We start from the raw sequence: 20081 nt of genomic DNA, 5'->3' as shown, positions 1-20081 counted from the left end.
GGATGCCTCGGCCGGATCCATCCCGCCGAGGCATCCCTCGTTCGTTGCTGCCGCGCCGCCGGCGACCGGCGGCGCAGCAGCCGGTGGTCAGCCCAGCCTGGCGAGACGCTTCTGGCGCGCCGCCCGGGAGACCTGGGCGCCGACCACGAGCACGAGGGCGATGATGAACACCGCCGACGCGATGACGTTCGCCTCCGCAGGGATGCCGCGCGCCGCCGAGATGTAGATGTACTTCGGGAACGTCGACACCGAACCGGAGTTGAAGTTCGTGATGATGAAGTCGTCGAAGCTCAGCGCGAACGACAGCAGTGCGGCCGCCGCGATGCCCGGCATGAGGAGCGGGAAGGTGACCCGCCAGAACACCTGTGCGGGCGAACCGTAGAGGTCTCGACCGGCCTCTTCGAGGGCCGGGTCGAGGCTCGCCACGCGGGCCTTCACCGTCACCACGACGAAGCTGATGCAGAACATCGTGTGCGCCAGGATGATCGTCGTCATGTCCTTCGCCACCCCGGCCGCGAGGAACTGGGCGGCGAGGCCGGCACCGAGCACGACCTCGGGGGTCGCCATCGGCAGGAACAGCAGCAGGCTGATCGCCGAGCGTGCCCGGAACCGGTAGCGCACGATCGCGATGGCGATCATCGTGCCGAGCACCGTCGCGGCGACCGTCGCGACGAGGCCGATCACGATGCTGTTCGCGAAGGCCTCGCACACCGCGCCGCCCTCGACGTTGCAGACGTTGATCCACTTGTCGAAGGTGAAGCCGCGCCACGAGATGTTCGACTTGATCGAGTCGTTGAAGCTGAACACGAACGTGTAGGCGATCGGGATCAGCAGGAACACGAAGGCGATGACCGTGTAGACCGGCAGCAGCCAGTCGCCGAGCCCGAGCCGGCGCGGGCGGACCCGGCCGCCGGCCGGCTTGTTCGCGTCGAGCTGCTCGTTCTCGCTGAGCCCGCCGAGGACGGCGGCCGCCTGGACTTCTCCGCTCACAGCAGGTCCTCCGTCCCAGAGCGCTTCACGTAGATGCCGACGAGCACGAGGATCGCCGCCATGAGGATGATCGACAACGCCGCCGCCGCCGGATAGTTGAGCAGCACGAGGAAGTTCGCCTCGATCACGTTGCCCATCATCTGGGTGTCTGGACCGCCGAGGAAGTCGCGGCTCGCGTTCACGTAGTCGCCCGCGGCGGGGATGAAGGTGAGCAGCGTGCCGGCGACGATGCCGGGCATCGACAGCGGGATGGTGACCTTGCGGAACACGTGGAACGGGTTCGCGTACAGGTCGCTGCCCGCCTCGAGGTACCGCACGTCGAGGCGCTCGAGCGTGGTGTACAGCGGCAGCGTCATGAACGGGATGAAGTTGTACGTCAGACCGAAGATCACGGCGAACGGCGTGCCCGTGAAGTGGGCGTCGGGGGCCATCAGCGACAGGGCCTTGAGCGAGGTGATGATGAACGACTCGTCCGACAGGATCTGCTTCCATGCGAGCGTGCGCAGCAGGAAGCTGATGAAGAACGGGGCGATCACGAGCACGAGCATGAGGCTCTGCAGGAGCGGCCAGCGGCGCGCCTTGACGCCGATGAAGTACGCCAGCGGGTAGCTGATCACGAGCGCCGCGATCGTGGCGACGAGCGCGTAGCCGAACGAACGCAGGATGTGCGGCCAGTACAGGGTGACGACGTCGACGTAGTTCTGCCAGTTGAAGGCGTAGTCGTAGACGCCGATGTCGCCGAACTCGCTCGGCGCCTGCAGCGAGGTGAGGATGAGCGAGACCAGCGGGGTCAGGAAGAACAGCACCAGGTAGGCGATGCCGGGCAGCAGCAGGAACAGCGCGATGGGGCTGCGCTTTCGCTGTGCCTGCGGCTGCGCCTCGGCGGTCGAGAACGCTGCGAAGGCCATGTCAGTGCTCCTCGAGCTCCGAGACGAGCGCCTCGCGGTGCAGCGCGGCGAGCGAGGTCGTCGACGCGTCGTCCTGGAAGCGGGTCTCGTCGGGGCCGTCTTCGAGGCCGAAGCCGTGCTCGACGGCCCAGCTGATCCACACCTCGCTGCCGAGGCCGGCGACGGGCCCGAAGCCGATGTTCTGGGCGAAGACCATGACCGTGCCGTGGCCCGGGATCTCGACGAGGTACTGGGTGCTCACACCCGAGAACGACACGTCCACGACACGACCGGGAGCGAGGACGTTGCGGTTCGCGTCGGCGGCGGGCGCCTCCCGGTGCAGCGAGACCTTCTCAGGCCGGACGCCGACCGTGACCTCGCCCTGATGGCGCTGCGCGCGAGCCGCGGGCACGACGATGCGCGCCCCGGCCGACTCGACGGTGATCGCGTCGGCGGTCGTCGAGACGACCTGGCCGGTGAACAGGTTCGACTGACCGAGGAAGTTCGCGACGAACGCCGTGCGAGGCAGTTCGTAGAGCTCCTCGGGAGCGCCCATCTGCTCGATCGCGCCCTTGTTCATGACCGCGACGGTGTCGGCCATGGTCATGGCCTCCTCCTGGTCGTGGGTCACGTGGAGGAAGGTGAGGCCCACCTCCTCCTGGATGGCCTTGAGCTCGAGCTGCATCTGGCGGCGCAGCTTGAGGTCGAGTGCGCCGAGCGGCTCGTCGAGCAGCAACAGCGCCGGGCGGTTCACGATCGCACGGGCGAGCGCGACGCGCTGCTGCTGACCGCCCGAGAGCTGCTGGGGCTTGCGTTGCGCGATGTGATCGAGCTCGACGAGCTTCAGCGCTTCGTGGGCCTTCGCCATCGGGTCGGCGATCTTGCGGCGCTTGAGCCCGAACGCGACGTTCTCGATGATCGTCATGTGCGGGAAGAGCGCGTAGCTCTGGAAGACCGTGTTCACGGGGCGCTCGTGCGCCCGCGTGCTCGTGACATCGCTGCCGCCGATGAGGATGCGGCCCTGCGTCGGCTCCTCGAGGCCGGCGACGAGTCGGAGCGTCGTCGTCTTGCCGCAGCCCGACGGACCGAGCAGGGCGAAGAACGAGCCGGCGGGGATCTTCAGGTCGAGGTTCTCGATGGCCGTGAAGCCGGGGAACCGCTTCTGGATGCCGACGAGTTCGAGGTCGGCCCCGCGTTCGGCGAATTCTCGGATCGCCATCGTCACGACCCCAGCAGGATGCTCTGGAACTCGGCCTGGTACTTCTGCTCCTCGGCACCCGACAGCGAGCGGAAGATGTGCGCCTGCTGCAGCGTCTCCTCGTTCGGGAAGATGAGCTGGTTCTCGGCGAGTTCGGGGTCGATCGCGGCGGCGGCCTCCTTCGCGCCGACGACCGGCGTGATGTAGTTCACCCACGCGGCGACCTCGGCGGCGACCTCGGGCTCGTAGTAGTAGTTGATGAGCGTCTCGGCGTTCGTCTTGCGGGGCGACCCGATCGGCACGAGGAAGTTGTCGTTCCACAGCGTGCCGCCGGCCGACGGGAGGGCGAACTCCCACTTGTCGCCGGCCTCGGCGTTGATCACGGTGATGTCACCCGACCACACGATGGCGGCGAGGGTGTCCTCGCTCTTCAGGTCCTCGAGGTACGAGTTGCCCTTGATGTTGCGGACCTGGCCGTTCTCGACCTGCTCGCGCAGGATCTCGATGGCGGCGGTGTACTCGTCGTCGCCCCAGTCGCCGGCGATGTCGGTGCCGTTCTCGAGCATGATGCAACCCATCGTGTCGCGCATCTCGGAGAGCACGCCGATGCGGCCCTTGAGCGACGGGTCCCACAGGTCGGACACGCTCGTGAGCCCGCCGGGGATCGCCTCCTTGTTCCAGGCGATGCCGGCGAAGCCGCCCTGCCAGGGCACGGTGAACTCGCGGCCCTTGTCGAAGTCGGGGTCGCGGAGCGCCGGGTTGAGGTTCGCGAGGTTCGGGATGTTCGCGTGGTCGAGCGCCTGGGTGTAGCCGAGGCGGATCCATCGGGCGGCCATCCAGTCGGTGAGCACCGCGAGGTCGGCGTCGATGTCCTGGCCGAGCGCGAGCTGGTCCTTCACCTTGCCGTAGTAGGTGTTGTTGTCGTCGACGGCGACGTCGTAGTTGACCTCGATGCCCGTCTGCTCGGTGAACGCCTGGAGCGTCGGGTAGTTGCCCGCGTCGTCTTCGTCGATGTACGCGGCCCAGTTGGCCCAGTTGAGGGTCTTGTCCGTCTCCGACTTGTCGGCGGCGGGAGTCGGCTTCGCCTTGCCGCCGCCGGTCGAACAGGCGGCGAGCGCGAGGGCGGTCGCGCCGGCGCCGGCGCCGGCGAGGAGGGTTCGGCGATTCAGCTGCGACTGGCGCGCCTTCGCGATCAGTGCACGGATCATCGGGTCTTGAGGCAGGGGCCGAGAGCTCACGGGGGACTCCATTTCGGTGGCAAGCGCATACGGGGTGGGATGATCCTGACACAGGGTGCACCGGTTGTGCAGTACATGGTGTCCGAATCGTTAATTTCTGAGAACGTTCTGCACGGAATCAGTTCCGGATCGCGCCCGGGACAGCGGATTCGGTTGCCGACCCGCCTGCAGGCCAACTGATCCGACGTGCAGGGCCGCCCGGCGGTCGCATCCACCCCTGCCCGGCGCCGTCGTCGAGAAGCGGCGGCAGGCCCCGCTCGGTCACGAGCGCGCGGTACTCGGTCGCCCCGCCTCGGACGAGCACGACCGCCCGCTCGCGGACGGGGGCGGCCAGCGACCAGTTCGCGGACCACCCGTCGGCACTACCCACGAAGACCGTGGGCGTCGCGGACGTCGCGGTCGCCGGGCCCACGTCGACCGGCGCGACAGGCGAGCCCGGCACCACCGGGACGACGATCGCGCCGAGCGCTCCGAACCGCTCGGCGTCGCCGGCGGGGTCGACCGTCACGACGGCGTACCGACCGCCCTCGGCGAGTTCGACGGGTGGCGCCGCACCGGCGGGCGAGACCCCGAACTCGTGAGCGTCCGGGCGAGGGTCGACGGGACGAGGGCCGGCCGCGGCCGATGCGGCCGCAGGCAGGGCGCACTGCACGCGATGACCGCGCCACTGCCCCGCCCCGGGGACGTCGTCGGCCCGCCACAGCTCCCCCACTCCCCCCGCCTGCAGCAGGTCGGCCTTCGTGGGCTGGCGCAGGAGCAGGCGCGCGCCGAACGCATCGCGCAGCTCGTGCGGGACGCCGAGCCATTGCACGACCGACGCGACCACCGCGACGCCGCGGCCGCGGCCCTCTCGCGCGAGACGGCCGATTCGCTCGAGGGCGAGCGCGCGGTAGTCGTCGGGCCAGGTGCGGAATCGGCGATCGAGGTCGTCGATGATCACGAGGTGCGGCAACCGGACGGCCGAGTGCGCGGCGATCGCATGCTCGAGCGACTCGAGCGTGTCCCACACCTGGCTGCGGGCGCCGGTCAATCGGACGACCGATCCGGGACCGCTGCGCCGCGTCGCTGATTCGCCGAGCGAGGCGAGCACGCTCGACCGCCCGCTGCCGGGCATCCCGGCGACGAGCAGGTGCCCGTCGGACCCCGCGCGCCACTCGGCAGCACCGCGCCGCTGCCGATCGGGTTCGTCGACGATGCCGAAGACGAGTCCGGCCTCTGAGCCTCCCGCCGCGGATCGGCCTGCGATCGAGGCGGTGAACGCTGCGAGCTCCTCGCTCGTGATCACCGCCGGGAGCGGATCGAGCCACGGGCGGCGCGCCCTGCCGAGGCCCGCGGCGGCGACCTTCGCCCCGAGCACGGCGGCCTGGTCGGCGACGGCCGACTGGAACAGCATGGCGTCGCCGTCGCCCCGATCGATGACGCCACGACCGGGCGCGTCGGGCGGGATCGCGGCCGCGGCCTCGGTGCCGACGACCGCGAGGCTGTCGGATCGCTGCATGACTCGGAGCGATACCCGGATCGCGCAGTTCGCCGTGATCTGCTCGCGCACGACGCCGTTCGGTCGCTGCGAGGCGAGCACGAGGTGCACGCCGAGCGAGCGTCCCCGCCCCGCGATGTCGGCGACGACCGCGCCGAGCTCCCCGAACTGCTCGATCATCGCCTGGAACTCGTCCACGACGATCACGAGCCTCGGGAGATCGACCGCGTCGGCCAGTTCGCGCACGTCGCGCGCTCCGGCGTCGGCGAGCACCGACTCACGATGGCGCAGCTCCGCGCGCAGGCTCTCGACGGCGCGTCGCGCCTCCGCACCGTCCAGGTCCGTGACCACACCGGTCACATGCGGCAGCTCGCGGATCGGCTCGAACGCGGCGCCGCCCTTGAAGTCGACGAGCAGGAACGACACCTCATCCGGCGCGTACGCGCGCGCGAGCGCGGTGAGCCAGGCGAGCAGGAACTCGCTCTTGCCGCTGCCGGTCGTCCCGCCGACGAGTGCATGCGGGCCGTGCCGCACGAGGTCGAGCTCGAGCGGGCCGGTCGCCGTGCACCCGACCGCGACGGCCAGGCTCGCACGCTCGACGCCTCTGCGACCGGCTGCCGGCGCAGGCAACTCGGTGAGCGCGACGCGACTGGGCAGCAGCGACGCCTGCGGACCCGCGATCCGCTCGGCGAGCGCGGCGGCCGACTCGCTCCACCCGCGCGCCGCCGCGCGCGACACGAGCACGGGCTCGATCGTCGCCGGCGCGGCGCCCGTCGTCGTCTCGAGGCGGGCGCGCCCCGGGCCCAGCAGCCGCACGACGGCTCCGAGGCCCGGCGGAAGCGACCCGACGTCGCTCGCGATCACGATGCGCGCCGCGGCCGGCGCACCGACGCGCTTCGCCTGTTCGGGATCGGCCACCTGGTCGACGACGCGGATCGGACCCGCCGCGCGCCCGGAGGCCGGTGCGCCGACGCGCACCGCATGCCGCACCGAGCGGTCCCGGTCGCCGCCGTCGCCCGCGTGCGGCAGTCGAGCGGCCCACGCCCACTCGGGCGCGTCGGGGAGGTCGAGCTCCACCGTGCGCGGATCGGCGTGGTGCGCGCACGACACGAGGGCGGCGCGGGCAGCCGCCCGCGCGAGTCCGGGCGACCCGACGAACGCGATGCCCTGCGACGCGTCGACCACCACCGGTGCGCCGCCGAGCCGGGCAGCCGCTTCGAGCACGGCGCGGTCGCGGGCATCGGCGACCACGCCGTCGACGCGGACCGCGCTGCGCACGGCGCCGACGCCGACGACGACCGGCCCCGGGCGCCCGCCTGCCCAGGCAGGCCGGACCGCGCGCTCGACCAGTGCGGCAGCCGATGGGGTCGCCCGCCAGGCCGCACGGCGCTCCTCATCGTGACGGGCGTGGATCTCCGCCTCGAGCGACGCGAGCAGCCCAGCACGTTCGAGCTCCGCACGGCGCCGGCGACGGCGGACCTGCCGACGAGCGTCGAGCACCGAGGCGACCGCCACCAGCGGCCCCAGCGCCGCGAACATGAGCGAGTACATCGACCCGGTGACCGCCCACAGCGCGATGGCCCCGGCGACGGGCGCGACCGCCGCGAGCAGCGGGAAGCCGGGTCGCTCCGGCTCGGCCGGCGCCGGCGGCAGGCTCAGCGGCAGATGCACGACGGGTTCGGCGAGCTCGGTCTGGTCCACCCGGTCATCCGAACATCCGTGCACCCCGGTCGTCGTGCGCCCGCCGCCCGCCGTGCACCGATCCGGCCGCGACGCGACTGTGGAGGACGGGTCAGTCCACCGAGAAGTACTGCTCGGCGAGCTCCACCCGGCTGCCGCGAGGCACGAGATAGCGGCGGCCGGGCTCGCACCGGAGCGCGCCGTCGTCGGGACGTCGCACGACGGTGCCGTTGCTCGAGAACCGGTCGGCGACCCACATCGTTCCTTCGTGCTCGCCGAACTCGAGATGGGTCTTGGAGACCGAGAGCGTGTGATCGGCGATCTGCACGAGGTGGTCGAACCGTTCGCCGGGCTGCGGCATCGGCTTCCGGCCGATGAGCCCCGAGCCGAACACCGTGCGCGTCTCGCCGGTGCTGAACCGAAGCGAGAAGCGCGGGCGACCGGGCTCGGCGACCGACGGGACGGCCGGAGCCGGTGCATCCTCGATGGGCTCGGCCGGCCGGAATCCCTCGATCGGAACGCTGATCACCCCGCTGTTGCGCTGCGACGTGCGCGGCAGCCGCTCGACCCGGGTCGTGTCGCCCGGACGCGGATCGGGCCTGCGGCGCGACTCCGGGGTCGCGCTCGTCGAACTGCCGCACTCGCCGCAGAACATCGCGTCGGCGGGCAACTCGGCACCGCAGATCCGGCAGTTCACGAACGCACTCCTCTCCGGCTGACAGCGTACCCGCCGAGCGAGTTGAGCGAGATCGCCGCCCGGAGCCGGTCGCGAGTACTCCGCGAGACGCCGAGTCGACGGCGGAGCTCGTCGACCGTCTCCCACACGCGGTGGTCGTCGCCGTGACCCGGTCCCCCGGGTGCGTAGACCGCACGGTCGACGACGGACGCGAGGACGAGCGGGGCGAGCCCGCCCACCGTCGCCGCCTGCTCGGCGCGCGTCGCGGTCGGCACGATCGCGTACCCGTAGTCCGCGGCCGAGTCGGCGAACTCGAGCCAGCCGCCCTCGATGCGCTCGACCGCCGTCGGCGCGCGTCGGCGCAGGCGACGCCGCCGGAGTTTCGCCACCACGATCGCGAGGAAGGGGCTGCACAGGGCGACCGCGCCGACGAGCACGATACCGGTGATCTCAAGGCCTGCGAACATGGCTTGCAGCCAATCGTCGCCGTCGTCGCCGCCATCCGGCGTCGAGCCGGGACCGGCATCGTCGTCGACGAGCGGCGTGCGCTCCGCGGGCGGCGGCAGCACCGACTCGGGGCGCGACACGACCTTGGCCTGCTCGGGCTCGCGCTCGGGGATGGGTCGTGGCACGGGATTCGGATCGATCGGCAGCCACGCCCCGTCGGAGGTCTGCACCTCGATCCACGCCTGACGGTCGGCGCTCGTGAAGCGCACGCTCCCTGTCGAGGCATCCCGTTCGGAACCTGGACCCGGCAGGTAGCCGACGACGACGCGTGCCGGGAAGCCGATCTCGCGGGCCATGAGCGCCGCGGCGACGGCATACTGCTCGCCGTCGCCGACCATCGGCTGCTCCGTCACGAGCTCCTCGATCCGGTCGAGCGCGTGCCCCGACCGGCTCGGCTCCTCGCCCTCGAGCCCGTGGCTGACGTATCCGTCGCGATGGAATCCCTCGATCACCCCGGCGAGCCGTTCGCCCGGCGTCGCGGTCGCCGGCGCCCACTCGTCGATGAGGTCGACGAGGCGAGCAGGCAGTTCGGGAAGGGGCGGCATCACGCTCGTACCGGGTTCGAGTGATGCGAGGTCGGACGGCGACGCCGGGACCACCGAGTCCGCGACGTACCGGTCGCCCGACCGGAGGCCGTCGACGACCGCACCGGTGCCAGTGGCGTCGTTGTAGAAGTACGACTCGGCGAGCCGGTCGGCGCGGGGCCCGGCGAACTCGATGCGCTCGAGCCGGCCGATGCCCGGCACCCAGACGTCGCGGTAGCCCTCGACGGCGACATCGATGCGTTCGGTCGTGCCGCCGTCGACGGGCTGGTCGAGCCGGTACGGCACGCGGCTGAACCGGCCCGACGGACCCGAGCCGTCGGAGCCGCCGACCGAGTACACGATGCCGTCGTACGTGTCGAGCACTGCGACCACGAGTCCCGCACCCTCCGGCAGGCCGCGCACGTCGAGCATCGGCTCATCGGCGGAGTCGGGGGCGAAGGCCGTGCGGAACCCCGCGAGCGGGCTGTCGTGATCGTTCGGCTCGAACGGCGGCTGCAGCTCGGCGCGGACGACGCTGCGCGGCGGCGTCGGCAGCGCCACCGCCGCAGCGGTCGCCCCGACGAGCGCGACGGCGACGAGCGCGGATGCCCCGAGCACGCGCCGTGCGTCGGCGAGCGTCGTCTCGACTCGGCGGCCGCCCGCGATCGCCCGCCGGTCGGCGATCCCGATCCGCACGAACCACGCGACGGCAGCGACGAAGAATGCGAGGCCGGCCTCGAGGGCGAAGTCGTCGTGCACGACGCCGAGCGCGATGCCCGCGACGAGCAGCAGCGCGGGCGGCAGCGCCGCGGCGGCGGGGCGGTTCGTGCGCAACGCGATCGTGACGGCGACGGTCGAGGCGACGAGACCGAGCAGGAACGGCGGCACGAGCAGCGCCTGATACGAGCCGACCGGCACCGCGATCGTGACGAGCTGCTTCCACGACAGGGCGGCGCCCGCGACGAGCTCGACGAGTCCGTCGGGCGTCGGCAGCACGCCGAAGAGCGCCCGGTCGGGCACCGCGACCGGAACCCCCAGCACGAGATACGCGGCCACGACGGCGACGGCGACGAGCCAGGCGGGCCACGACCAGCGCGCCCCGGCGAGGCCGATCCCGCAACCGGCGAGGATCGCCGCTCCCGCGGCGGCGAAGAACGCGGGGCTCTCGTAGATCGGCCACCACGGGATCATCGCCGCCGCGAGCATCGCCGCGACGAGCGCGATGCTGATCGCGACCGACCAACCCCGACCCGGTCCGGGTCCCATCCGCGCCGTCATGCGACCGAGGCCGATCTCGCGAGCATCGCACGCAGGTCCTCGAGGTAGCCGATGCCGAACACGGTGAGGCCGCCGACGGTGCGTGCCGTCGGCTGCGACTCCGGCGCGCACTGCACGGCGACCACCTCGACGCCGGCCGGTACCCGGCTCGCCGCCGAGCGCAGCGGACCGACCCCGCGTGCCGAGCCGGTGACGAGGAAGGCGAGCGAGAGCCCGTGCAGCGTCTCGGCCGCGCTCCGCGCGACGTCCGGCAGCGGCGCGACGCGGTCGTCGCGCTCGACGACGCAGAGGGCGTCGACGAGCCGGTCGCGGGAGACGGTCGGCAGCTCGCGCATCGCACCCGTGCGACCGGCGTGGCGCCCGGACACCACGAACGCGACGCTCCGCGCGTCCCGGATGGCGCGCGCCCCGACCGATGCCGCGGCGCCCACCGCGAGCTCGAACTCGGCGTCGTCGGTGTACGCGCCGGGCTCGAGGTCGAGCAGCACCATCAGCCGGCTTCGCCTCGACTCCTCGAACTGGCGCACCATGAACGTGCCGGTCTTCGCGCTCGACCGCCAGTGGATGTATCGGCGGTCATCGCCCGGCAGGTACTCGCGGAGCGCGTGGAACGCGATGTCGCTCGTCGTGAGGTCGCGGGTCGGCGATCCCTCGAGGTCCCGGATGAACCCCGTGCTGAGCGCCGACACCGCCACCGTGCGCGGGTGCACCCGGAGCTCGGCCGTGTCGGACCAGACGATCTCGCGCCGCATGAGCCCGATCGGGTCGGCGCGCACCGTCCGCGCCGGTCCGATCGGAACGATCCCGCGCCGTTCGGTCGGGATGCGGAGCACCTCGTCGACCGTGCCGCCGCGCGGCAGGCCCGGCAGCACGCGCTCGATCACCCGTTCGCCGACCGGGACCTCGAGCTGCACGCCGCCGAAGCGCCGCGGACCGGGGTTGCTCGCGACGAGGCGCGCCTCGGCGTGATCGCCGACGACGACGCGAGGCGTCGGCAACGACAGGCGGACCTCGCCGGCGCCGCGCCCGACGAGCCACAGCGCCGCGACCGCGACGAGCACGACGAAGGCCCAGCCGAGCGCGATGATCTCGACGAGCCCCCAGCTGTAGCCGACGACGAGCGAGACGGCCGCCGCTGCGGCGACGGACCAGCCGAGCGGCGTGACCACGCCGCGCACGGCGGCCGTCCACCGCATCGCCGCGCCGGCGGCGGATCGACCGCCGAGCACCGCACGCGCGATGACGACCGCGAGCAGGCCCTGCTTCCGTGCCTCCTCGGGGATCGTCGTTCGCGTCGCGGAAAGGCTCACACGACCTGCTTCGTCGATGGCGGCGGGGTCTCGATGAGCACCTGCGCGACCAGGTTCGACGTCGTCACGCCGTCGAACTCGGCCTCGGGATCGAGGATGAGCCGGTGCGCGAGCACCGGCTCGGCGAGCGCTTTCACGTCGTCGGGCACGACGTAGTGCCGGCCGCGGCCGGCCGCATGCGTCTTCGCCGTCCGGATGAGCGCGAGCGCGCCGCGCACGCTCACGCCGAGTCGCACCTCGCGGGCCGTGCGGGTCGCGTCGACGAGGCGCGAGACGTAGTCGTGGATCGTCGGATCGACGTACACCGTGCGCGCGAGCGCTGCGAGGGCGACGACCTCTTCCGCGTCGACGACCGGCTCGACCCGCTGGTCGTGCGCGCGCTGGTCGGCCCCCTCGAGGATCCGGATCGTCGACGCGTGGTCGGGGTAGCCGATCGACGTGCGCATGACGAAGCGGTCGAGCTGGGCCTCGGGCAGCCGATAGGTGCCGGCCTGCTCGACCGGGTTCTGGGTGGCGATCACCATGAACGGGTGCCCGACGGGATGCGTCTGCCCGTCGACCGTGACCTGTCCCTCCTCCATCACCTCGAGGAGCGCCGACTGGGTCTTCGGGCTCGCCCGGTTGATCTCGTCCGCCAGCACGATGCTCGCGAACACCGGGCCGGGGTGGAACTCGAACACCCCCTCGCGCTGGTCGTACACCGTGACGCCCGTGATGTCGCCCGGCAGCAGGTCGGGCGTGAACTGCACGCGATTGCTCGTGCCCGACACCGACTGCGCCATCGCGCGGGCGAGCGAGGTCTTGCCGGTTCCCGGCACGTCATCGAGGAGCAGGTGGCCTTCGCTGAGGAGGGCGGTGAACGCGAGCCGCACGACGCGGTTCTTGCCGAGCAGCACCTCCTCCACGGCGCCGACCAGCCGGTCGAGCGTCGCAGCGAAGCCGGCGGCCTCGTCGGGGGTCATCGTCATTGCTTCTCCTCGTTCTTCGCCTCGTATCGCGCGCTCACGCCGGCGATCCTGACATCCAACCAGACCGTGTCCCCTGGCCCGGCCCCGACGATCTCGCAGCTCGTCGGGGTCTGCGCGGGGCGACCCCGCGCATCGCCGTCCACTCCGCAGCTGAATTCGACCGGGAGGCCAGAATTGTCGGGCGCGTCCGTCCACGACCACGTCGAGCGGCGGGAGTCCCACTGCCGGCTCGGCAGCGCGAACGTCAGGGTGGGCGACTCTCCGGCGGGCAGGATGTCCGACCAGCGTCCGCAGCTTCCCCAGACGGTGCACCCGCGCACCTGGAACCGGCCGGTCTCGCCGAAGTCGAACCGCTCGCTCAGCAGCTCCCGCAGCCAGCCGGATCCGCGGAACTCGCGCTTCGTTCCGGCGATCTGCGTCCCCTGCTCGTCGACGCCCACGATCTCGATCCGCGAGGCCGCGACGTCGACGTCGTCGATGTAGCGGTCCCAGACCTCCGGCCCGTTCCACGCCATCTCGCTGTCGACGCCGTCGACGCCCCCGGGGCCCGGCCGCACGACGGTCCCGGCGACCGCGGTGTGCGCGCACCCCGCCCGGTTGTAGCCCCAGACGATGAACGAGTAGCGGGTCGACTCCGCGGCAGTCCCCGAGAACCGCAGGCTGGATGCCTCGGGGCCGACGCGGACCGTCTCGGCGACGCTGCCTCCCGACGACGGCGGTACGACGCTGCCGGGCGCCGGCGAGGTGACCTGGCATGACTGCGCCCCGCTCGGAACCCCGGTCGCGCCGTCGACGAGCCGCTGCACGAAATAGCCCGCGACGGCGTCGCCGTTCGCCGCGAACGGCGACCAGGTGACGGTCACCGCGCCCGCGGCCGCGTCGCCCGCGACATCGATCGATCCGGCGACGGGCGGCCCGAAGGGCGTGCCGGCGGTCGATGCCGCAGTCCACACGGCGAGCGCGGGATACGCCTCGTTGCGTGCGCTGACGCTGACGGGTACCCGGCTGCCGTTCGCGAGGGCCTGCGAGTCGACGCGGCATTCGCTCGGCGTGCAGGCCGATGCCGCGGCCACCTCCGTCGCGACTCCGGCGACCGTGACCACGTACGAGTGCACGGGGCTCCCCGATCCCGTCGCGACCGGGTCCCATTCGATGCCGAGCCGCCCGTCGAGCGGGAGCGCGGTGAGGCCGCCGGGAGGGGCGGGGATGACGTCGGACCAGACGGGTCCGGGCGCGACCTGCGGATCGGAGAAGCCGATGCCGTTGCGCGCCCGGATGCGTACGTCGACGGCGTTCCCGCGGCCGTTGCCCGGGGTGTCGACGGTGCAGGTCGTGGCCTCGCACATCGTGGTGGCGAGCGCGTCGCCCGTGCCGGGGTCGGTGAGCGCGATCTCGTAGCCCATGATGGGCGAGTTGTTGAAACCGCCCGCCCCGAAGGCGACGTCGAGCGTGCCGTCGCCGAAGCCCGTCACGGTCGGCGCGACGACGGGATCCGGGCGGTCCTGGACCGAAACGGTCACGGAGCCCCAGGCTCGTCGCGACGCCTCGCCCGTCGCGTCCTCGACCTGATACCGCACCGTCGTGTTGACGGGCGGCGCATCGGCTGCCGCCGTCACGGTGAGCGTCGAACGATCGGCGCTCGGCGTGATCTCGATGCCGTCGCCGATTCCCTCGAGGTCGACGGCGACGACGCGCAGCGGCGTCTCGGGGAACGGGTTCGTCTCCTCGTCGTTCGCGAGCACGTCGATCGTCGTCGTCCGCCCGCGGGCTGCGATCGCCCGGTCGTCGATCGGGCTCGCGACGGGCTTCGTCGAGGGCACGATGCGCAGCTCGATGCGCCCGCCCGAGCCGGATCCCGACGCATCGGCGACGTCGACGACGACGGCGGACCGCGCGCCGATCGGGGTGTCGGCGCGCGCTGCGACCGTGAGCTCGTCGCCGTCGAGACGCACGTCGAAGCCCTCGGCCTGCGGCGGCAGCACTCGGTAGCTGAGGTCCGCCGATGCCGTCGCGGCGGGCGGGCTCGTCAGTCGGCGCAGGTCGATCTGCTTCGTCTGGCCCGGCTCGAAGTCGATCACGGTGCCGGTGATGGCCGGCGGCTCGTCGTCGTTCGCACGCACTTCGATGGGGATCACGATCGTGCCCGTGCGCGCGGTCGGGTCATCGGGGCCGTCGCCGTCCGTCACGGTGAACGAGATCGAGGCCGGACCGGAGTAGCCCTGCTCGCTTCGGAACCTCAGGGTGTCGCGATCGACCACGAGCGAGGTCCCGTCGCTGTGCGAGGCGAGCACGCTCGCCTCGTCCGTGATGTGGACGGGCTTGCCGGACGCGGCGATGACGAAGTCGGCGAGTTCGAGTTCGACGCTCTCGCCGCTCGCGACCTCGACATCGGGCGCATCGGCGCGCAGCTGCGGCAGGGCGTCGTCTCGTCCGGGGACCCTGATGAAGGCATAGGCCACCAGGCTCGGGTCCTCCGGGTGACTCACGACGAACGGCACGACCCGTCGACGGTCTTCGATCTCGACCCTGATCGACCCGTCACGCAGCACCTGGGCGCCACGCCGGTACCCGTCGACGAGGTCGACGCCGACGTCGTCGACGTCGCCGTCGGCGAGGAAGACGTTCTCCAGCACCGGGACGACGACGGACTCCTCGCCGACGATGTCGGTGAGGCCGAGCACCGTGTCGGATGCCTCGGGCCGGGCGAGCAGGGCATCCGGGTCCGCGACCACCGTGAGGAAGGCCGTGGCCTGTCCGAGCGCCTCGTTCTCGATCGTGTAGATGAAGGAGGACTTGCCGGAGCCGGGCGGGACGTCGACCTCGATACGCCCCTCCTCGACGGTGCGGGCCGTCGCGTCGCCGCGGTTCCTCGTGACGCGGATGACGCGCAGATCGCCGCCACCGGGATCGGAGTCGTTGTCGAGCACCTGCACCGTCACAGTGCGGTCCGGACGCACGGTGACGAGGTCTTCGACCGCGATCGGGGCGGCAGGCCGGTCGACGCGCGGAGCGATGCCGACGCGCACCGTGCCCTCCGCGCGGGCACCGAGGGCGTCGACGACCGAGTAGGCGAATTCCTCGGTGCCGGACGCGTAGACGCCGGCCCGGTAGTCGAGCCAGTCCGGGCCCGTCGCTTCGACGACACCGCGTTCTGGATTCGACTGCTGGCCGAGCAGTTGCACGGAGTCGCCGTCGGGGTCGACGCCAGACAGCGGGACGGGGATGCGCACCTTCTCACCCGCGATGACGCGCGCCGTCACCGTCTCCGGTACGGGCGGTGTGTTCGTCTCGGGTTCGGCCTCGCGGACGGAGATCGTGACGACGGCATCGGCGACCTGGCCGCCCGACTCGATGCGGTAGCGCGCACGGTAGTCGCCCGCCACCTCGGGGGCGAAGTAGCGCAACCGTTCGCCCGACGCGAAGAGCAGTCCGGCGTCGGGCTCCTCCACGAGGTCGGGAACGAGTTCGAACGGCAGCCCGTCGGGCTGCTCGTCGTTCTCGAGCACGGGGATGTCGATGACGTCGCCCGTGCGCATCGAGATCGTGTCGGGCGCCGCGACCGGAGGCTGGGCGGCCTCGGGTTCCGGTATCTCGACCAGCGTCACCTGGCCGGCCGCCTCGGCGAGCCCGTTGCTGACCCGGTACCCGAACACGGTCGAGCCGGTCTCGAGCGGTGCGATGAGCGTCACCCGCAGCAGCCGGTGGTCGACGACCTCGACGCGGAATCCGTCGCCCGGCCGGGACCGCTCCGCATCCGTCACGACGAGGACGCCGCCGGTCGGGTCGATGTCGGTCGCGAGCACGTCGATGTCCGCCGGCTGCCCAACTCGCACGAAGGCCGTGTGCGGCACGGTGACCGGAGTGGTGTCGCGGTCGGGTGGCGCCTGCACCTCGACGCGGACGAAGCCCGTGGCCGGCGTGGCTCCGTCGGTGACGGTGTACTCGAGGTAGTGGGTGCCGATCTCGTCGCTCGTGAACCGGAAGGTGCCGCCGTCGTAGTCGGGGGTGATCGTCACGTCGGGCTTCGCCGGCACCGCGCTGAGCTCGACCCGGCCGCCGCCGCCTCGCACGTGACGCAGCGGATCGATGACGATCTCGCGGCCGGCCGTGGCCAGGGCGATGAACGGCTCGGCTTCGAGCGGGACGGCGCCGGCCGGATGCACGTCGACCTCGAGCGTGCCGACCGTCTCGTCCCGGCCGTCCGAGACGACGAGCGAGACCGTGCGGCCGTCGCCCGTCCCGCCGCGCTCGATGAACCCGACCGTGCCCTCGGCCGTCGACGAGACCTGATCGGGCTTCGCGACCTCGGCGCGCCGGAGGAACACCGGGTCGCCATCGGGATCGACCCAGTCGCCGAGCACCGCTGTCGACACCCGCTCGCCGACTCCGACGTCGGCACGGATCGATCGACGCTGGACCGGCGGCGCATTCTCCTCCGCGGCGCGTACCAAGACCGCCACCGAGGCCCGGCTCGAACCGCCGTGCCCGTCGTCGGCGGAGTAGTCGAAGCGCACGGTGCCCGCTGCGTCCGCATCGAGGGTCAGCTGGAGCTGCTGGTCGTCGGAGATGACGTCCAGCCGCGCCCACTCGGGCAGCTCCGCGTCCACCCCGGCGATCGCGAGCACGTCGCCGTTCGCGTCGTAATCGTTCAGGAGGACGGGCAGCACCGTCGTCCGGCCCGGTCGCGCGCCGAACTCGTCGTCCTCGGTGACGGGCGGCGTCCGGCGCTTCTCGATCTCGGGATCGCGGTCGGGGTCGTTGCGCTCGACCTCGCGATCATCGCGCTCGGTCTTCATCAGTCGCTGCCAGTCGTCGATGCGCTCGAAGCCGCGATCGGCGACCCAGGTCCGACCGTTGGCGCGGTCGTTGAGCACGATGGCCCGGCCGTTCTCGGCGAATGCGAGCTCGTCGCTCGCCGCGCCGAGTTCGACGGGCCGGTCGCCGTCGTCGCACGAGCGCCACGCCGAACCGCCGGCCCAGGCCGCGTACACGCAGCCCGAGTGCACGACGGGCGCCGCGGGCGTCCCGTCGAGATCCGTCACGGCCGAGCGCACTGCACCGCTGTCGAGATCAACCGCGACGAGCCCGCCTCGATGCGCGATCCAGACCTCATGGCCCTCGTCGGCCGGAACCTGCAGGCGAGGCGCCGCCGACGCACCGATCTCGTCGGCGAGCTCGACCCGGCGACCGTCGAGCTCGAGCACCCGGTCGTCCGCGTCGAAGACGGCCCAGCGACCACCGACCGAGGTCAGCTGCACCTCGTGGTCGGTCGGGAACGGTTCGAGCGACCAGTCGGCGGCGATCTGGTCGCCGTCGGCGGCCGAGACCTCCGCGAGGTCGCCGGTCGACGGCGTGTACGCGAACAGCAGGCCGGACGGCGCGGCCGAGATGACGGCGCCCGGTCCGAAGTTGAGATCGGAGTCCGCGCTCTCCTCGAAATCGGCGAAGTCGTCGATCGGGGTCGTCCAGAGCTCGCCGTCGGCGGCGATCACGACCTGGTCGCCCGCGAGCGCGATGGTCGAGGCATCGGGGGGAACCGGCACGGTGTCGGTGAGGGTCGAGTCCGCGGCGTCGACGACGCCGACGCTCGATCGGTCGGGGTCGAACACGAGCACGGTCGCGCCGCGCTGCACGATCGTCGAGCCGCCGCCCGTCTCGACCATCGAGTTGAGCTCGAGCGCGGCGGTGCTCGCGCGGCCGACCGACTGCAAGCGCTCGTTCGCGACCCAGACGGCGGCGTCGCCGAGCTCGACGCGCTGCGCCGCATACCCGCCGCTCGTGACCGCGATCGTGGCGACGACCGCGACGACGGCCGTGACCGCGGCCGCGGTGACGATGGCGGACCGATGACGACGCGGGATCGCGAGTCGCATCACCCGACCCCTTCGACATCGACGCAGCGCTCGGCGCTCGGCGTGCCCGGCTTCCCGTCACGTGTGACGGTCACGCTCGCGCACACACGGTCGCGACCCGCCGCATCGACCGACAGGATCGTCGCGCGCTGGATCGGCGATGCCTCGCCGTCGACGAGCACGAGGTACGCGTCACCTTGGCGGAGACCCGGATCGCTCCACTCGAACGTCACCTCTTCGCCCGCGGCGGCGCCGCGCAGATCGGTGACGACCGGAATCGTTCTGGTGTTCTGGATCACCGTCGCGATGCCCGCCCCGACGAGCGCGACGAGCAGCACGGCCGCGATCGAGATGCCCCATGCGAGTCGGCGAGCGGTGGGTGGTGTCGATCGCGCGCGACCCGCGGTCGTCTCCGCCGACGCCGGATCGACGGTGGTTCGCGCGGCTGATCGCCGTCGCCGCCGCGCCTGGTCGATGCCGGAGCGGGCGGGACTCACGCGGGTCCGCTCGTCGAGGTCGACGGCGGTCGCGAGCGCCCAGTCGTCCATGGCCACCTCGATCGGCGTCTGCGGGAGCCCGAGCTCCTCCTCCACGGCCTGCAGGTCGCGGATGAACTCGAGCGCCCCGGACTGTCGCGCCTTCGGCTGCTTCGACATCGCCCGGGCGAGCACCGCCTCGAGGCTCGCCGGCACGTCGATGCGGCCGGTCGGCGCGAGCTTCGACTTCCCGATGCGTGCCGTGATCGCCTGCGGCGAGTTGTCGCCGCCCGGGACCTCGAACGGGCTCCGCCCGGCGAGCAGCGAGTAGACCGTCGCTCCGAGGGCCCAGACCTCGCTCGCGACGGTGCCGCTGGTCTCGTCGCGGAGCACCTCGGGTGCCGACCACGGCACCGAGAGTCCGACCGCCTCGGTGGTCTCGGCCTGGCCGAGCGTTGCCGCGATGCCGAAGTCGCTGAGCACCGGGTGACCGTACGCGGTCGTCAGGATGTTGGACGGCTTGATGTCGCGATGCAGCACACCGGATCGGTGGGCCGTCTCGACGGCGCTCGCGACGCGCACCCCGATCGAGAGCACCTCACCGAGCGGCAGTTGCACGGCACGGTAGCGCTGGCCGATCGAAGCCGAGCAGTACTCCATCACGAGGTACGGGCGTCCGTCGGCGGCAACGCTCGCCTGGTACACCGTGAGGATCGAGGGGTGCGAGCTCAGCTGGGCCATCAGATTCGCCTCGGCCTGGAACATCTGCCGGAGGTCGTCGTTGACCACGCCGGCGAGCAGCACCTTCACGGCGACGAGCCGGCGCGGCATGTTCTGCTCGTAGAGGAACACGTCGGCGAAGCCGCCCGAACCGAGCACGCGGATGAACTCGAAGCCCGGAAGGGTCGGCGGGGTGGACGGCAGTCGTCGCGACACGATCCTCCCAGTGCTCATCGGGACAGCGCTCATCGGGACGGCGCGGCAGGGTTCGGTGCCGACGTGGGCCCGCTGCCCCCCATT

At 72.0% G+C, this 20081-nt stretch carries 11 protein-coding genes; all 11 read right to left on the bottom strand.

The features are described from left to right. Positions 1-87: 87 nt before the first annotated feature. The 11 genes from PX701_RS14290 to PX701_RS14240 all read right to left on the bottom strand — a co-directional run bounded on the left by PX701_RS14290 (position 88) and on the right by PX701_RS14240 (position 19997). A complete protein-coding gene (locus PX701_RS14290) occupies positions 88-870 on the bottom strand; it encodes an ABC transporter permease (protein WP_231432360.1) in 783 nt (260 codons plus the stop codon). Between the two features lie 116 nt (positions 871-986). Continuing rightward, positions 987-1898, bottom strand: a complete 912-nt coding sequence (locus tag PX701_RS14285) for an ABC transporter permease (RefSeq protein WP_231431455.1) — start codon at positions 1896-1898, stop codon at positions 987-989. A gap of 1 nt (position 1899) precedes the next feature. Beyond that, positions 1900-3096, bottom strand: coding sequence for an ABC transporter ATP-binding protein (locus PX701_RS14280; protein ID WP_231431456.1), 1197 nt, complete (start codon positions 3094-3096; stop codon positions 1900-1902). A gap of 2 nt (positions 3097-3098) precedes the next feature. Further along, the gene (locus PX701_RS14275; protein ID WP_275506669.1) at positions 3099-4283 is read right to left on the bottom strand and encodes a polyamine ABC transporter substrate-binding protein; all 1185 of its coding nucleotides are present in this window, start codon (positions 4281-4283) and stop codon (positions 3099-3101) included. Positions 4284-4431: 148 nt separating this feature from the next. Then, positions 4432-7491, bottom strand: a complete 3060-nt coding sequence (locus PX701_RS14270) for an FtsK/SpoIIIE domain-containing protein (protein ID WP_275506668.1) — start codon at positions 7489-7491, stop codon at positions 4432-4434. 91 nt (positions 7492-7582) lie between these two features. Beyond that, on the bottom strand, positions 7583-8167 hold the full coding sequence (locus PX701_RS14265; RefSeq protein ID WP_275506667.1) for a zinc-ribbon domain-containing protein: 585 nt from the start codon (positions 8165-8167) through the stop codon (positions 7583-7585). Continuing rightward, a complete protein-coding gene (locus tag PX701_RS14260) occupies positions 8164-10443 on the bottom strand; it encodes a transglutaminase TgpA family protein (RefSeq protein WP_275506666.1) in 2280 nt (759 codons plus the stop codon). The genes PX701_RS14265 and PX701_RS14260 overlap by 4 nt, the downstream gene beginning before the upstream one ends. A gap of 8 nt (positions 10444-10451) precedes the next feature. Then, positions 10452-11765, bottom strand: coding sequence for a DUF58 domain-containing protein (locus PX701_RS14255; protein WP_275506665.1), 1314 nt, complete (start codon positions 11763-11765; stop codon positions 10452-10454). Continuing rightward, a complete protein-coding gene (locus PX701_RS14250; RefSeq protein WP_231431462.1) occupies positions 11762-12733 on the bottom strand; it encodes an AAA family ATPase in 972 nt (323 codons plus the stop codon). Before PX701_RS14250 ends, PX701_RS14255 begins: the two co-directional genes overlap by 4 nt. Next, positions 12730-18606, bottom strand: coding sequence for an Ig-like domain-containing protein (locus tag PX701_RS14245; protein ID WP_275506664.1), 5877 nt, complete (start codon positions 18604-18606; stop codon positions 12730-12732). Before PX701_RS14245 ends, PX701_RS14250 begins: the two co-directional genes overlap by 4 nt. After that, positions 18606-19997 carry a serine/threonine-protein kinase gene (locus PX701_RS14240; protein ID WP_231431464.1) on the bottom strand — a complete coding sequence of 464 codons (1392 nt, stop codon included), beginning with the start codon at positions 19995-19997 and terminating at the stop codon, positions 18606-18608. The genes PX701_RS14245 and PX701_RS14240 overlap by 1 nt, the downstream gene beginning before the upstream one ends. Between the last annotated feature and the right edge of the window lie 84 nt (positions 19998-20081).

Origin of the sequence: Agromyces chromiiresistens (genome assembly GCF_029167465.1) — a bacterium.
Classification (GTDB): Bacteria; Actinomycetota; Actinomycetes; order Actinomycetales; family Microbacteriaceae; genus Agromyces; species Agromyces chromiiresistens.
This window is presented reverse-complemented; position numbering and strand designations above follow the sequence as displayed.

Excerpts from the sequence above, each read along its gene's own strand:
- PX701_RS14275 (WP_275506669.1), bottom strand. The coding sequence starts at position 4,283 with ATGATCCGTGCACTGATCGCGAAGGCGCGCCAGTCGCAGCTGAATCGC.
- PX701_RS14250 (WP_231431462.1), bottom strand. The coding sequence starts at position 12,733 with ATGACGATGACCCCCGACGAGGCCGCCGGCTTCGCTGCGACGCTCGAC.
- PX701_RS14280 (WP_231431456.1), bottom strand. The coding sequence starts at position 3,096 with ATGGCGATCCGAGAATTCGCCGAACGCGGGGCCGACCTCGAACTCGTC.
- PX701_RS14285 (WP_231431455.1), bottom strand. The coding sequence starts at position 1,898 with ATGGCCTTCGCAGCGTTCTCGACCGCCGAGGCGCAGCCGCAGGCACAG.
- PX701_RS14260 (WP_275506666.1), bottom strand. The coding sequence starts at position 10,443 with ATGGGACCCGGACCGGGTCGGGGTTGGTCGGTCGCGATCAGCATCGCG.
- PX701_RS14245 (WP_275506664.1), bottom strand. The coding sequence starts at position 18,606 with ATGCGACTCGCGATCCCGCGTCGTCATCGGTCCGCCATCGTCACCGCG.